General features: G+C 66.3%; 15 protein-coding genes and 1 pseudogene. 8 read left to right on the forward strand and 8 right to left on the reverse strand.

All coding sequences use genetic code 11. The features are described from left to right. The 4 genes and pseudogenes from DAT35_RS50025 to DAT35_RS50040 form a co-directional block, all read right to left on the reverse strand. A pseudogene (locus tag DAT35_RS50025) lies at positions 1-247 on the reverse strand (serine/threonine protein kinase); the annotation flags it as partial. A 175-nt stretch (positions 248-422) separates the two neighbouring features. Continuing rightward, positions 423-785 carry a helix-turn-helix domain-containing protein gene (locus DAT35_RS50030; RefSeq protein WP_108076536.1) on the reverse strand — a complete coding sequence of 121 codons (363 nt, stop codon included), beginning with the start codon at positions 783-785 and terminating at the stop codon, positions 423-425. A 12-nt stretch (positions 786-797) separates the two neighbouring features. After that, positions 798-1,256, reverse strand: a complete 459-nt coding sequence (locus tag DAT35_RS50035) for a helix-turn-helix domain-containing protein (RefSeq protein ID WP_108076538.1) — start codon at positions 1,254-1,256, stop codon at positions 798-800. 5 nt (positions 1,257-1,261) lie between these two features. Next, on the reverse strand, positions 1,262-2,392 hold the full coding sequence (locus DAT35_RS50040) for a protein kinase (RefSeq protein ID WP_108076540.1): 1,131 nt from the start codon (positions 2,390-2,392) through the stop codon (positions 1,262-1,264). A gap of 226 nt (positions 2,393-2,618) precedes the next feature. Here DAT35_RS50040 and DAT35_RS50045 point away from each other — a divergent pair, with 226 nt between their 5' ends. Both DAT35_RS50045 and DAT35_RS50050 read left to right on the forward strand, forming a co-directional pair. Next, positions 2,619-3,119, forward strand: a complete 501-nt coding sequence (locus DAT35_RS50045) for a kelch repeat-containing protein (protein WP_108076542.1) — start codon at positions 2,619-2,621, stop codon at positions 3,117-3,119. 210 nt (positions 3,120-3,329) lie between these two features. Continuing rightward, positions 3,330-4,178, forward strand: a complete 849-nt coding sequence (locus DAT35_RS50050) for a serine protease (RefSeq protein ID WP_108076544.1) — start codon at positions 3,330-3,332, stop codon at positions 4,176-4,178. Between the two features lie 232 nt (positions 4,179-4,410). On the opposite strand, the gene DAT35_RS50055 is transcribed toward DAT35_RS50050, so the two are convergent. After that, positions 4,411-5,061, reverse strand: coding sequence for a DUF6151 family protein (locus DAT35_RS50055; protein WP_369946443.1), 651 nt, complete (start codon positions 5,059-5,061; stop codon positions 4,411-4,413). A gap of 155 nt (positions 5,062-5,216) precedes the next feature. Here DAT35_RS50055 and DAT35_RS50060 point away from each other — a divergent pair, with 155 nt between their 5' ends. Next, a complete protein-coding gene (locus tag DAT35_RS50060) occupies positions 5,217-6,350 on the forward strand; it encodes a cytochrome P450 (protein ID WP_233262182.1) in 1,134 nt (377 codons plus the stop codon). Positions 6,351-6,608: 258 nt separating this feature from the next. On the opposite strand, the gene DAT35_RS59540 is transcribed toward DAT35_RS50060, so the two are convergent. After that, a complete protein-coding gene (locus tag DAT35_RS59540) occupies positions 6,609-6,758 on the reverse strand; it encodes a hypothetical protein (protein ID WP_158502213.1) in 150 nt (49 codons plus the stop codon). A 49-nt stretch (positions 6,759-6,807) separates the two neighbouring features. Between DAT35_RS59540 and DAT35_RS50065 the strand changes: the two genes are divergently transcribed. The 3 genes from DAT35_RS50065 to DAT35_RS50075 all read left to right on the forward strand — a co-directional run bounded on the left by DAT35_RS50065 (position 6,808) and on the right by DAT35_RS50075 (position 8,307). Continuing rightward, the gene (locus tag DAT35_RS50065; RefSeq protein WP_108076548.1) at positions 6,808-7,002 is read left to right on the forward strand and encodes a hypothetical protein; all 195 of its coding nucleotides are present in this window, start codon (positions 6,808-6,810) and stop codon (positions 7,000-7,002) included. 122 nt (positions 7,003-7,124) lie between these two features. Next, entirely contained in the window at positions 7,125-7,916 is a 792-nt protein-coding gene (locus DAT35_RS50070; protein WP_108076550.1) for a Sir2 family NAD-dependent protein deacetylase, read from the forward strand. Positions 7,917-7,947: 31 nt separating this feature from the next. Further along, positions 7,948-8,307 (forward strand): sigma factor-like helix-turn-helix DNA-binding protein, encoded by a 360-nt coding sequence (locus tag DAT35_RS50075; RefSeq protein WP_233262183.1) that lies wholly within the window; start codon positions 7,948-7,950, stop codon positions 8,305-8,307. Positions 8,308-8,428: 121 nt separating this feature from the next. Here DAT35_RS50075 and DAT35_RS50080 read toward each other — a convergent pair whose 3' ends face one another. After that, positions 8,429-9,079, reverse strand: coding sequence for a hypothetical protein (locus tag DAT35_RS50080; protein ID WP_146210210.1), 651 nt, complete (start codon positions 9,077-9,079; stop codon positions 8,429-8,431). A gap of 339 nt (positions 9,080-9,418) precedes the next feature. Here DAT35_RS50080 and DAT35_RS50085 point away from each other — a divergent pair, with 339 nt between their 5' ends. Both DAT35_RS50085 and DAT35_RS50090 read left to right on the forward strand, forming a co-directional pair. Then, positions 9,419-9,709 carry a hypothetical protein gene (locus tag DAT35_RS50085; protein ID WP_108076554.1) on the forward strand — a complete coding sequence of 97 codons (291 nt, stop codon included), beginning with the start codon at positions 9,419-9,421 and terminating at the stop codon, positions 9,707-9,709. Between the two features lie 392 nt (positions 9,710-10,101). Then, a complete protein-coding gene (locus DAT35_RS50090) occupies positions 10,102-12,429 on the forward strand; it encodes a S8 family serine peptidase (RefSeq protein WP_108076556.1) in 2,328 nt (775 codons plus the stop codon). Positions 12,430-12,501: 72 nt separating this feature from the next. On the opposite strand, the gene DAT35_RS50095 is transcribed toward DAT35_RS50090, so the two are convergent. After that, on the reverse strand, positions 12,502-13,368 hold the full coding sequence (locus DAT35_RS50095; protein WP_146210211.1) for a hypothetical protein: 867 nt from the start codon (positions 13,366-13,368) through the stop codon (positions 12,502-12,504). Positions 13,369-13,548: the final 180 nt, after the last annotated feature.

Here is a 13,548-nt window from a genome sequence, read left to right on the forward strand (position 1 = left end):
CCGGGTCAGGCCAGAAGTCCGAGCCCACGTAACGGACGACGCAGGGGTTCTCCAGGTGAATGAGAATGCCGATCTCTCGCTTGGCCCTGCCGTCCAACTTCGGGACTGCAAGGATCTTCAACGCAAAGAACCGGCCCCCACGCTCGACCTTGTAGACGACCCCGAGGCCCCCCGCGCCCAACAGCCCCACGACCTTGTAGTCCCCGATCATCTCGCCGATGTCCGGGTGCCTGAGTGCCAGTCCCACGCGCTCTACCTCCTAGATTGGGGAGCGTAGCATAACCGGAGGGATTCGGTCTGAAAGGCGGGACCGGGGAGGCGGGTGGACCCCTCCAGGCGTGGCGACCGCTCCAAGCCGGCCCCCAACCCACTCGCCCCCGGCCGCCACCCACCCGCCCCCCAGTCCCTAATTTGAGACGGGTCTACTCGTCGGCCATCGGCACGGCGTCGAGAACCCGCAGCAGCTCGTTCCCGACCGCGATCCTCGCCTCTGACCACGTCCGCACGAGCCCCACGACCTTACGCGCTTCGGGCGACAGGTCGCGATCCGAGGAGGGCACCTCTTGGCGGGTCATATCCAGGAGCACGGCCGGAGAAACACCCAACGCGACCGCCATCCTTCGCAGTGCCGGAACGCTCGGCATCATCCCGCCGCGCTCGATTCGCCCATATACTGCCGGGCTCATCTCCGCCTTTTTAGCTACTTGGGCCTGAGTAAGCCCAAGCTCTTCCCGTGCGGTTCGGGCTGCCTCGCCGAGTCTTTTCTGTAGAAGGTCGTCTTCCATGCGATATGCCTCTCAGGTGATGGCGCCCTGTGACTTATCATGCTTGCGCTGTTGCCGCTGACGCCGTTTCTTGAGTCTGAGAAACCCAGCCGCCGTCCCCTTCAAGACGGCGAGCTGCACGGGAGCCAGCGTCCGCACCACCCGCAGCAATCGCCTAACATCGGGAGTCAGCGCTTCCTCGGGTGACGGTCGGGTCTGGGAGGCTTCCTGTTCGGTGAATCCTATCAGGGAGTCGGCAGAAGTTCCGAGTACCGCGCAGATTCTCTTTAGCCTTGGAGTGGCCGGAAGCATGTCGCCTCGCTCTACCCTTCCATACACTTCGGCGGTAATACCGACGCGCTCGGCGACATCCTCCTGCGTCAATCCAACACGCCGCCGAGCCTCCCGCGCTGCCCTGCCAATCTGAATCGTGAGATCGCTTCTGACTCGCCCCCTCTCGCCGGGAGACTTTGTGCCTTTCTTCCCTTTCATTGGCACTAGTCTCCCTGCTCGTCCGGCGACAGCGCCGTTCGCTCGATCGGGTTCGCGATCAGCCGCTTGACCCTCGCGGCAGTCTCCCAGATGGCTTTCAGCTCGCCGGCAAGCTCTACTTCTCCGAAGGGCCGATCCAAAGCATCCAGGTAGGCGCGCAGCTCGTCGCGCATTTCGGCGGCTCCGTAGCGTGCGGCGGGATCGTGTTGAAGCGCACGCCGGACAATGGACCGCAAGGGAGGGGGCGCCATTTCCAAACGACGTTCCGCTTCCCTGGGGTCGAAGCGCAGCAGCCGGTAAGCCAACACATCCAGGCTCAATTGTGCCGTCCGCTCGGCTCGCACACCGGATGCGAACCCCTGGGGAGCGCCCAGCACGGGGGCCTCAGTCGGATCGAGCGGGTATTCGGCCAGCAGCATTTCGAGCAGAACAAGCCCGAGAGAGAACACGTCAGCCCTACCGTCAATCGCTCCCGCGATGAGTGGGTCGGCACCGGTCCCGGTGGACTCCATCACGGCTCGCAGGATCTCGGGCGCACAGTAAGCGGGGTCCCCGCGCAACCGGCCGGGCGGTGTTTGCAAGCGGTCGCGCAGCTCCGAGTAGGCGGCACCGAAGTTCGCGAGCATGACGCGCCCATCAAACCCGAGACGGATCCGCATGGGACCCACGGCGCGGTGAATGATGTGCAGCGGGTGGCCCTCGGCGTCACTGCGACGGTGTGCATAATCGAGCGCGTTCGCCACTTCCGCTGCGACATAGGCCGCTAGGGCGGGCGACAACGTACGCCCCACCAGCAAGGCGAAGTCCATAGCCGTCAGGAGATAGCAACCGCGCAAGTGCTCCATGACGACATAGACCTTGCCCCTGTGAGAGACGTGGCCGTGAACCTTCACAATGCCGGAGTGTTGCAAATGCGTCGCGAGCTGCACCTCTTCCCAAGCACGATCCTCCCGCTCGCGGTCTGAAGACACCTGCAAGGGTTTGAGAACGACTTGCGAGCGAGGGCCCCCATCAGCGGACTGCCTCCAAGCGAGAAGAAGCGTGTCGTAATCCCGGAAAGCAACCTGGGTTGCGTAAACATCGTAACGGAAGCCCTCCGAAACGAAGACAAGTCGCGGGGCGGAGCTGTCGATCATGGTGCGTTCTCCACATGTGGCCCTAGGGCTGTCGAACCTAAGTTGTGTTCACGGGGCCAGCCTTCGCCGTCTGAGCGCTGGTCAGACGGCGATGTGGTTGAATAGGTAACACGGCCTCCCCTGAACAGGGAAGCCCCGAACTACCAAACAGCCCTGAAACAAATCTATCTCGAAATGCGCGTTTGAGCCCCAAAATCGAGGAAATCGGCAAAGATTTGTTCCCGACATGTATGTGTTATCCCGGCCGGATTGCACCCGCGGGGCTCGCTCAGCAGTACACCTTGCCGCCCCACAGGAACGCGCACGCGGCGGGCATACGGCCGTTGTGCTGTCCAACGGCAAGGTGCTCATCACGGGGGGCTACAAAGATAAAACCCTCTCGTCGGCGGAGCTGTACAACCCGGCCACGAGGGCCTGGAGCACCATGGGCTCCATGGCCTCGGCGCGCGACCTCTACACAGCGGTTGTGCTGTCCAATGGAAAGGTGCTCGTCACAGGGGGCTACAACCGCGTCAGCTCCACCTCCCACTCATCGGCGGAGCTGCACGACCCGGCCACGGGTACCTGGAGCACCACATCCATGACCTATGAGCACAGGGAGCACACGGCAACCCTGCTACCCAACGGCAAGGTGCTCATCACGGGGGGTTACAATCCCAGCAACAATGCCATTCTCGTCGGCGGAGCTGTACACGCCCTGAGCTCCGTGCACGGTGAGTGCGCGTGACCGATGGACACGGCCCCCCACCTGGCCGTGTCCATCGCCCGCGGCCTCCGCCGGCTCATGACACGTCATCCCCGCGACCGCGCCACGTCAATGACGCGTCAACGCCGCGTGTTCACCCGGACGCTCGCCCCTCTTCCCTCGGAGGATGTTTCACGCCGCCGTGGCGCATGGCTTGCACAACCCCGCGTGGACTCGAACAACGAGGGTTTCATGCGTTCGGTGTGTGCAGTGGTTGCCGCGGTGGGGCTGTTGGGCTGCGGTGGTGAGGTGATGGAGCCGGAGCAGGTCGATGCGATGGACACCATCGGGCAGGAGATTGTCGGCGGCGTGGAGGCGCGTCCGGGCTCCCACCCGTGGATCGTCAGCCTGCAGCAGTACGGTAGCCACTTCTGCGGTGGATCCCTCATCAGGGTCTCCCCCACCGTTGAGGCCTCCGATATCGTGGTCACGGCCGCGCACTGTGTCTACGACGGCTCCAGTGGTCTCACCGTGGTCGCGGGCGCACACGACCTCAATCGTCCGGGGGCCGGACAGGTCAGCGTCAGCGGCGAGAGGGCGGTCTACCACTCGGCCTACAACCCGGACACGACCCTCAACGACATCGCCATCATCAAGCTCGCCAAGCCCATCAAGTTCTCGAGCACCATCCAGCCCGTCTTTCTGCCCCAAGCTGGGGAAGCCGTTCCGGACAACACGCTTGGCACGGTCGCGGGCTGGGGGCTGACGCGAGAAGGGGGGTACGACACCTCGAGCATCTTGATGCAGGTGTCCGTCCCCACCATCAACTCCCGTGAGTTGGCCTCCATGTACAGCAAGGAAGGCATCAGTATCGATCCGAAGGCGATGCTTGGAGCCGGCTACCGGCAGGGGGGCAAGGACTCGTGCCAGGGAGACAGCGGTGGCCCGTTCGTCTTCAAGAATGGGAACAACTACGTCCTCCAGGGCATCGTGAGCTTCGGCGTGGGGTGCGCGAGGCCCGGGCTGCCCGGCGTCTACACACGGGTCTCCAGCTACATCTCGTGGATCAATCAGCAGCGCAAGGTGCTGAGCAGCCTGTAGTCGCGTCGGGGGCGCCCCTCTATTCTTCGACCTTCGGGAGCGCACGGGGTGTCGGGGTGCCCCGCTATCGGCTCATTCCCGATGCCGGGCAGGCAGTAGCAGCGCACCGGCTCGGGGATGCCCTTGAGATCCATGGCGCCCATTTCTCGCGCTCCTCCGGGCCGGGGCACGAGCTGCTGGAAGACGGGCTCGGACAGGGGGCGAGTGTCGCCTGGCGGGCCCGTCTCCGCGGTCACTCGCGAGCGGGACGTGGGCCACACAGCGGGCGGATCGCGTCACGCGTAACCGTGGAGAGCACCGTGACAGGGTACTTCGGATTGCCGCTCGCGCGGTCGAAGAACGGATGTGGCCACGTCTTGCCGCGGAGCTTCCAGCCGAGCACCTTGCGGATCGCACGCGCGATCAGGCGCACGTTCGGCTTCACCGACCCGGGCGGCGGATGGCCGATCGCGAACTTGCCGAGGATCCCACCGAGCGGCGCGCCGAAGACCTCGTCACACGGGCGCGCGTTCGGTGCCTGCTGGAACAGTTCGGTGACGATCCCGACGAACGGTAGCCGCGGCGACACCGTGTTGCCGAGCGGCGTCTTGCAGCAGCCCGCGTACCAGCGATAGAGGCCCTCGGGCGTGAGGCGCACGGCGATGACGAGCTCGGTGCCACGATCAAACGAGAGCGTCGATGGCGCGACCTGCACGACATCCGAGCCGCCGTGCTCGTCGAGCAGCTCGGCTCGGCCGAGGTAGTGCAGGAACGCCTGACAGTCATCGCAGTAGCAGATGACACGGTTCACCGTGTCTGGAGCCGCCTCGCGCAGCCATCCGTGTATCCTTCCGCAACGACACTGGAGCTCGACGTCTCGAGACATGGGAGCCCCGCATATCATCTTTTGACGCACCCTGAACTCATTGCTTAAAGGTCCGCGCACGTATGTCCAAAACCAATACCTCTTCAGGACTCGGGTCCGAGTACCATCCGCTCGACTCTCCTCAGCTCGAGGAGCCCCACCCGTTCCTCGCACGTGCAAGGCGGGAGGAGCCGGTGTTCTTCAGCCCGTCGCTGGGGTCGTGGGTGGTGACGCGCCATGCGGACATCAGCGCCGTGGTCGCCGATACCGCACGCTTCTCGTCCGCCGAGTCCATCACGGTGGGAGCCGCGACGACGCCGCCGGAGGTGGTCACCGCGCTGATGGATGGCTACCCCCTGGTGCCCAGCCTCGTCGACAATGATCCGCCAGCGCATACGCGCTTCCGGAGCCTCGTCAGCAAGGCCTTCACCGGGCGGCGCCTCACGGAGAAGGAGCCCTTCATCCGCGCCCTCGTGGACGAGCTCATCCACTCCTTCAAGCAGGAGAGGCAGGCGGACCTGTTCCTCCGGTTCGCCCATCCGCTGTCGTGCAGCATCATCGCGGAGATTCTCGGAATCCCCCGCTCGGACATCCACAGGTTCCGGCGCTGGTCCGACGAGTTGTCCACGGTCCTCGCGGCGCATGGCCCCGTCGAGCACCAGGTCGCGTGCGCGCGAGGCGTGGTCGACTTCCAGCGCTACCTCGCCTCGGCGCTCGAGGAGCGGAAGACGACTCCCCGGGAGGACCTGCTGAGCGACATCGTCACCGGGGCGCAGGGGATGACGCCGCCCATGAGCATGGCGGAGCTCGTGAGCCTGCTGATGCAGGTGCACTTCGCGGGTCACGAGACGACCGCGGGCCTCATCGTGGGAGCGGTGGAGCTCCTGCTCCACCATCCGGAGCAGCTGCGGGCACTTCGGGACGACCCGAGCCTCATCGCGGGCGCGGTCGAGGAGGCGCTGCGGATGACCTCCCCCGTGCATGCCATGTTCCGCACAGCGCTGGAGGCGGTGGAGCTCGGGGGAGTCCCCATTCCCAAGGGTGCCCACATCCGGCTCGTCTACGCGTCGGCCAACCGCGACGAGGCCCGGTTCCATGAGCCAGAGCGCTTCGACATCCGGCGGCTTGACGTCAAGAAGCACATCGCCTTCGGACAGGGCCTCCACTTCTGCATCGGCGCGCCGCTCGCACGGCTCGAGGCTCGCCTGGCACTGGAGGCCCTGCTCCGGAGTCTCCCGGGACTCCGGCTCGTGCCGGGGCAGAAGCCGGGCTTCCTGAAGAGCGTCACCGTCCGGAGACACGAGAGCCTCGAGGTCGCGTGGGACTGAGCCTGCCTCCGGGGCGAGGAGCCGCTCAGCCCCGCTACGATGCGGCTCACATCCGCTGAAGTCGGACTCTATTCATGATTGGCGCGCGGCTCAGGCGCGCCGTCACTCCCATCAAAGGAAGCAGGCCCTCATGAGTCAGACTCATCTGAATCCTCCGGACACGGCACAGGATACGGCTCAGGTCCTTAGCGAGCGGGTCCGCCAGAAGCACGCGGAGCTCAAAGCGTACGCTCGAGGTCTCGAGCGGCGTACCGCTCGCTACAACACCATCAGCATCGTCTGCAGCGCGCTCGCGACGGTGCTGACGATTGGCGGGGTCTCGCTCGCCTCGGCTTTCAGGTCCATGCCTTGGAAGCCCCTCTGCTTGACCGCTGCCATCTGCTCGGCGATCTCGGCTGTTTGTATCAACCTCGTCCGCTCGTCGGGGTCCTCCGAATCCCTCGAGAAGGCTCATCGGGTGGACACGAAACTCGAGGCCCTCGAGCTTCAGCTCGACTTGAAGCAGCTGCCCCTGGCGCAGGGACTGGAGCTGTACTCGCAAGTGCTGGAGGACCTGCCAGGGCCTGACATTCCGAAGATGGCTCTGCCGGAGCTCATGTCCAATTCCGGAGCACCGCACACCGAGCCGCCGTCCTCCGCCCCGGTGCATTGATCGAGGGCCCGCCGGCCCGCTCCCCTCCACGGGCTATCGGGCGTAACGGCCCCTCCCACCTCGATGGGACAGGCATCCGCCTCCCGGGCACGAGGCGGAATATAGTGCGCTAGGATCACCTCATGACGGCTCTCCTCACGAGTGATGCGGAGCTGTGGGAACTGCGCGCTCAGCTTCTCACCACTCCCTGGCGCCACATCGTCGTCCTCACCGGCGCTGGCATCTCCGTCGCGTCGGGGCTCCCCACCTACCGGGGGCCCGGCGGCCTGTGGACGCAACCCGGCATGGAGGAGCTCCCCGATGCGGCCATGCTCACCCGCGAGCCTTCCCGGATCTGGGCCCTCTTGGGCTCCCTGCGCACGCACGTCCGCGCCGCGAGCGCCAATCCGGCGCACCTCGCGCTGGCGGCTTGGGAGGCCCGGTGTCAGGAGGGCCAGTTCTTCACACTCCTGACGCAGAACGTGGACGGGCTCCACCGCCGTGCGGGCAGCCGTAACGTCATCGAGCTCCACGGCAACCTGCTGCGCACGCGCTGCACCAACCCGGCCTGCGCTCTTCCTCCCTTCGAGGACTCCGCCGAATACCCTCAGGTCCCGCTGTGCACGGCGTGCGGCGCGCCCCTACGCCTCGACATCACCCTGTTCGACGAACCATTGCCCGTGGATGCCGAGTGGGCCGCCAAGAAGGCTCTGCGTGAGTGCGAGCTCTTTCTTGCCGTTGGAACCTCCGGCACGGTCTCCCCCGCGTCCAACTTCGTGCGCAGCGCGAAGTACGCGGGGGCAAAGACAATCCTCGTCAACCTCACCCCCATGCAGCCTCGCCACCCGGACTTCGACATCGAGGTGTTGGGACACGCCGAACACATCCTTCCACTGCTCATCGGAGACGGGGAGCGGTGTGCCCTGGACGAATGACTATTTGCATCCGTACAGCTTGTGTATCTTCTTGACGTCGAGCGCCGTGAGGCCCGGCTTCTCGCTGAGCTTCGTCCGAGAAGAAGCGCGAGCCCACGTGCGCGCGGCCTTCGTCCAGGCCGTGGCCTCGCTGGATGACGAGGACCGGGAGCTGCTCCGCCTCCATTTCGTCGAGCGGCTCTCGCTGGAGCGGATGGGCGCGCTGTTCGGCGTGCACAAGTCCACCGTTTCCCGCCGCCTCTCCGGCGTGCAGGCGCTGTTGGAGAAGCGCACGCGCCGTCTGTTGATGGAGCGGCTGTCCCTCCCGGCACCCGAGCTGGAGAGTCTGATGCGCGCCATCCACGGACGCCTCGACCTGAGCCTGTCCGGGCTCCTGGGCGAGCGGGAGTGAGCTGCCCGGACGCGAACACGCTCGCGCGCTATGTGAATGGCCTGCTCGCGCCCGGCGGAGAGCAGGAGGTGCGCGGCCACGTAGCGCTTCCGCAGGTAGGTAGGTGTCCACGCGTCCACGCTCAGTCCCGCTGGACGTGCCGAAGCTCTCCTCGCGACGTCAGCAGCCAGCAGTCCTCGTCCGGATCCTCATCGAGGTTCGCCGCGAGGACCACCTGGTACGCGTGCTCGGAGAAGGAGCTCCCGAGCCCCGCGCACTCGCGCTCCTGGTAGGAGTGAAGGCCGCTGTGCGCGACGGGTCCGCTCGCGAACCGGCCCTCCTGCTGATAGACCCGCCGCTGCTGCCGGTAGATGTCGATGAGGTTCTCCACCACTTCCCCGACCGCTCCTCCTCCTCCAGAGCCCGCGGCACCACCAAACCAGTGAACGTCGCGATGGAGTACCGCCCAGTCCGCTCCGCAGGCCGTCTCGGCCGCGAACGGCTCGAGCCCCGGCTCGATGGACGCGTCCCGCTCGAAGACGTGGCACCCCTCCGCGAGCCCCCAGAGCGTGGTGGCACACGAACGGAACCGCCCACAGCTTCCGCCATACTCATACGTCCCCACATGGAACGGCTCGCGCAAGAGGGCGATGAGCAGCACGAGCCCCAGACACAGGACGCCCAGCTTCCACCGCCTCCGAAACAGTCCCGGCAACCCGCTCAGCTCCACGTCCAGGCCCGCCCAGCCCCATCCCCCCTGCCCTCGCTCGCGTGCGGCCCGCCTCCGGCGCACGGCCCACCTAACCCCGAGGAACCCCACGTACACCAGGGTAAGCAGCGCGATCACCGCGACGCCGCGGGACACCTGGTTCCCGATTTCGGCCAGGCGGTAAATCAACCAGACATGGCTGACCTGCTCTGGGTTCTCGAAGAGCCGGAACATCGTTTCCCCTTCCTGCACCTGGCCTACGTGCCCGAGAAATCCTCTGGCCGGCAAGGCGCCCGCACAAACTACCATCCTGGAGCTCGAATCCCGGGCCCTGGCACCCGGCGCACGCCGTGCGCTCGCCGATGCATCCCCTCCCCCAGCGCCGCCCTATACTCGCCCAGGTCCTTTACCTGGAGGTAGCGCGTGCGTTGGTTCGTGGTCACCGCGGTGTTGTTCGCGTCGAATGCGTCCGCGCAGACGCCTGAGTGCAAGGCGGCGAGGAAGGAATATGCCGAGCGGGAGGAGCAACTCACCACGCTGAAGAAGGCCCGCAAGGACATGCGCGACGTGCTCGCCACCGCCAAGAAGGGCCGCGCCCACAGCCGCGCCCTGGACGCGCTGGAGAAGGCCGACGACGCGCTGGAGGATGCCGTCAAGCGAGCCACCGCGGAACAGCTCCAGCGCGACAAGCTGACGAAGGAAATCTGCAAGTAGCCGCCACGCCGGCCGCCTGTCCAACCGGCCACAACCCCCGTGCCCTCGGAGCGTACGGCGCCTCGACAGGCTCCAATCCCTCACGCCCTCGAGCTCCCGCCCGCGTGGGGCGTGACCGGATTGCGTACACATACAAGTTTTCACACTGACTGCTTTCATCCCGTCGATGCCGAGAGATGTTGACGGCTCAAGGAACTTCAGTTAATCATATTTTAATCGAATTGCGGCTTTGTCCTGACGTGAGCCACACGGCTCCTTCATGGCGATCGCGGGGGGCTGTTTTCGCGCGCAGTGGCGGTGTCGGTCCTCGCGAATGGGGCGGGGGGTCGTCGCGTCAATGACGGACGCGGGAAGCAGTCGAGCCAATCACATACATTCAAGGAGTCATCGACATGCGAAGCGTGTTCTCACGCCCGGCGGGCGTCTGGCGTCCTCTTTCGGCTCTGGCCCTGGGCTGCACCCTCGTCACGCCGTTGCCGGTCCTCGCCGCGGCGGGGCAAGGCAATGCCTCGCGGGAGGCCTCCCGCTCCCCTGCCCAGCTCGTGGATCTCCAAGGGGTCCGGGCGGCCTCCGGTGCCATCCGAGCGCTGGAGGGCTCGTCCCTCGCGGCCGAGGGCCGTTACCTGCTGGTGACCGGGGCCGGTCTCGCCTTCCACCGCACGGCCCAGCCCGTCCACTCGCTGAGGACCATCTCCGTGCCGGGCTCCGCGGTGGAGCTCTACACGTGGGAGGAGGAGCTGCCCATCGGCGGACGTCAGGCCCACTACGCCTATAGCCGCGAGGGCATTGCCGCCCTCGGACGCGTACGGTCCACCAGTTACGTGGTGCGCCTGCAGGATGCCTGGTTCGATCCGCTTCAGGACCCCAAGTCCGTCGCGAACAACCTGCTCGCGGCCGGCGCGGACAACACCCTGCACCTGGTGCAGTTCCTGGCGACGCCGCTGCCCGAGTTCCGTCAGGCCATCGAGGCCCAGGGCGGCAAGGTGCTGCGCTTCCTCGCCGACCACACCTTCCTCGTGGAGATGAACGCGGGTTCGAGGGCACGCGTGGAGGCGCTACCCTACGTGCGTTGGATTGGCCCCTACCACCCGGAGTACCGGCTGGAGCGTGAGCTGCGCGAGTCCCTCCTGGGCCTGAGGGCGCCCCAGCAGGAGCAGCGCTACTCCATCATGCTCGGCGAGGGTGGAGAGAAGCGGCAGCAGGACGTGGTCCGGCTGGTACAGCGTCTGGGCGGCAAGGTGGAGCTCGTCGAGCAGGGGGGCCTGCGCGTCGAGGCGACGCTCACCCAGGCCCAGCTCCAGCAGGTGGCGCGCGCCAACGAGGTGCAATTCATTGATCGGTGGGGTGGCCCGGGCGAAGTGGACATGGACATCGTCCGCGAGACGGGTGGCGCCAACTACCTCGAGACGCTCAAGGGCTGGACGGGTCAGGGCGTGCGCGGGGAGGTTTTCGACACCGAGCTGCTCACCACGCACCAGGAGTGGCCCACCGCCCCCATCCTCCACAGCACGGGCACCACGGGAAGCCTCCATGGCACCAGCTGCTACAGCCACAACTTCGCCAAGGGAGTGAACGCGGGCGCGCGCGGCCTGCTGCCGAGCGGCCAGGGCATCTTCTTCCGCTACAACGAGTCCACCCAGTTCGGTGGCACCAAATCCCGCTACACCATCAACCAGGAGCTGACGGACCCGGCCGGGAACTACCGCGCTGTCTTCCAGACCTCCAGCGTGGGCAGCGCCCTGACGACCGCGTACACCACCATCTCCGCCGAGGTAGACGACTACCTCTTCAAGCACCCCATCCTCAGCACTCAGTCGCAGAGCAACTCCGGCAGCCGGAGCTCGCGCCCGCAGGCGTGGGCGAAGAACATCGTCTCGGTGGGCGGAGTCCGCCACAAGAACACCCTCGACCGCGCGGATGACTACTGGGGCTCCGGTGGCAGCATCGGTCCGGCGGCGGACGGGCGCATCAAGCCGGACCTGTCCTACTTCTACGACTCCGTCCGGGGTGCCTCGGGCAGCAGCGCCACCAGCTACACCGAGTTCAGTGGCACCAGCTCCGCCACCCCGCAGACGGCGGGTCACTTCGGCCTGCTCTTCCAGATGTGGCACGAGGGCGTGTGGGCCGGCCACGGCCGCAAGGCCAGCGTCTTCGAGAGCCGCCCGCAGATGGCCACGGCCAAGGCGCTGATGATCAACAACGCCTGGCGCTACAACTGGCTGGCGGGTGGTGCGAACGCGGACCTGGACCGCTACAAGCAGGGTTGGGGCACGTCCCACCTCAAGCGTCTCTACGACCGCGCCCCGGTGACGAGCGTCATCGACGAGACCGACGCCATCACCCCGCTGGGCGTCAAGAGCTACAACGTCAGCGTCGCCGCGGGTGAGACCGAGCTCAACGTTACCCTGGTCTACACGGACCCCATGGGCACGGTGGGAGCGGCCTACGCGCGAGTGAATGACCTGTCGCTGCGGGTCACCTCTCCCTCGGGCGTGGTGTACTGGGGCAACAACGGCCTCACCGCGAGCAACGTCTCGACCTCGGGAGGCACCTCCAACACCGTCGACACGGTCGAGAACGTCTTCCTGGCGAACCCCGCGGCCGGCATCTGGAAGGTCGAGGTGCTGGGTGACGAGATCGTCCAGGACGCGCGCGTCGAGACGACCGCGGTGGACGCCGACTACGGCCTCGTGGTGAACGGCGGACTCATCCAGCCATAGCCACACGGCCGGACGGGCACTCCGGACAACCGGGGCGCCCGTCCCTCCCGGTGTGTGTCCCGGCCGGGTGGTTCAGAGCGGCTGCACCGAGTCGAGGATCGCCAGGTTGCGCGCCAGGGTCTGCTCGAGATGAGCCAGCGGCGACCTGGTGTCGATGCACAGGAGGGTCGTGCTGTAGGTGCGCACCTCGCGAATGCGCACGGTCGGGTAGGTTTCTCGGGTGCCGTAACGCATGACCCGTGCGCCGGCGTAGCGGGTCAGGTCCGGATGATCGATGGTCGTTTCGACGCCGAAGCCCTGAAGGTTGGCCTCGGCCAGCTCCTCCAGCTCCGCCGGGTCCACGTCGCGGACGATCTGCAGGAGAAACTGGTTGCGACAGGGATTCTTCGACTGCTCCAGCCAACCGATAGCCGGCGCCGTGAACGTCACCGCATCGGCCACTTCGCGCGTGATCTGCCAGGTTTCCGGAAGCTGGAAGCGAAACCCCTGCGCCTCGACTGCACGCAGCGGCACCTCGTAAGACGCTGCCAGCGCACGCAATGCCGGCAAGCCCGGCTCGGCGATCTGGGTGATGGAGGCGTTCCGGGTTCTGGCCAGCTTGTCGTCGAGCCGTTGCAGGGTCGCCACGTCCAGCGGGGCCTGATTGAGGAAGAAGCGCATACAGTCGTACTCGACCCAGTCGAAACCGTCATCCAGGTGTCGCAGCGCCAGCGGCGCCGCGTCGGCGTACCAGCGATGCGCGATGGCCTCCAGCGCCAGGCTGCCCAGGCGCCGCATGTGCGGCGAAGCCTGAGCGAACAACTGGCGGATCAGGGCGAAATCCTGCTCGTCCTCCACAGCGTCGGCCAGCGCCTGGCCGACACGCAACTGCTCGGCGAAATCGACAATGCCGTCGCCTTCCGCCAGCGCCTCCTCGAACCAGCCGATGCGGCTGTTCATGCCCTCCGCTTGCCTGGACATCACCCGCTCCTATGGAGAAAGCCCATGGGACACCTCTTCAACCCCATGAAGGTCGCGCCACTCGCTGAATGAACGCAAGCGCGCTCCGCCGCTTTTCGTGGGCATGCCCTGCATCAGGCCCTTGAACATGGCTGGCCGCTTAATCTGGTATTTTAACTA

Source organism: Vitiosangium sp. GDMCC 1.1324, from assembly GCF_003044305.1.
In the GTDB taxonomy this organism is placed as follows: domain Bacteria; phylum Myxococcota; class Myxococcia; order Myxococcales; family Myxococcaceae; genus Archangium.

Coding starts and splice junctions, on each gene's coding strand:
- DAT35_RS50050 (WP_108076544.1), top strand. CDS start 3,330: ATGCGTTCGGTGTGTGCAGTGGTTGCCGCGGTGGGGCTGTTGGGCTGC.
- DAT35_RS50090 (WP_108076556.1), top strand. CDS start 10,102: ATGCGAAGCGTGTTCTCACGCCCGGCGGGCGTCTGGCGTCCTCTTTCG.
- DAT35_RS50045 (WP_108076542.1), top strand. CDS start 2,619: ATGTATGTGTTATCCCGGCCGGATTGCACCCGCGGGGCTCGCTCAGCA.
- DAT35_RS50055 (WP_369946443.1), bottom strand. CDS start 5,061: ATGATATGCGGGGCTCCCATGTCTCGAGACGTCGAGCTCCAGTGTCGT.
- DAT35_RS50035 (WP_108076538.1), bottom strand. CDS start 1,256: ATGAAAGGGAAGAAAGGCACAAAGTCTCCCGGCGAGAGGGGGCGAGTC.
- DAT35_RS50040 (WP_108076540.1), bottom strand. CDS start 2,392: ATGATCGACAGCTCCGCCCCGCGACTTGTCTTCGTTTCGGAGGGCTTC.
- DAT35_RS50030 (WP_108076536.1), bottom strand. CDS start 785: ATGGAAGACGACCTTCTACAGAAAAGACTCGGCGAGGCAGCCCGAACC.
- DAT35_RS50070 (WP_108076550.1), top strand. CDS start 7,125: ATGACGGCTCTCCTCACGAGTGATGCGGAGCTGTGGGAACTGCGCGCT.
- DAT35_RS50095 (WP_146210211.1), bottom strand. CDS start 13,368: ATGAACAGCCGCATCGGCTGGTTCGAGGAGGCGCTGGCGGAAGGCGAC.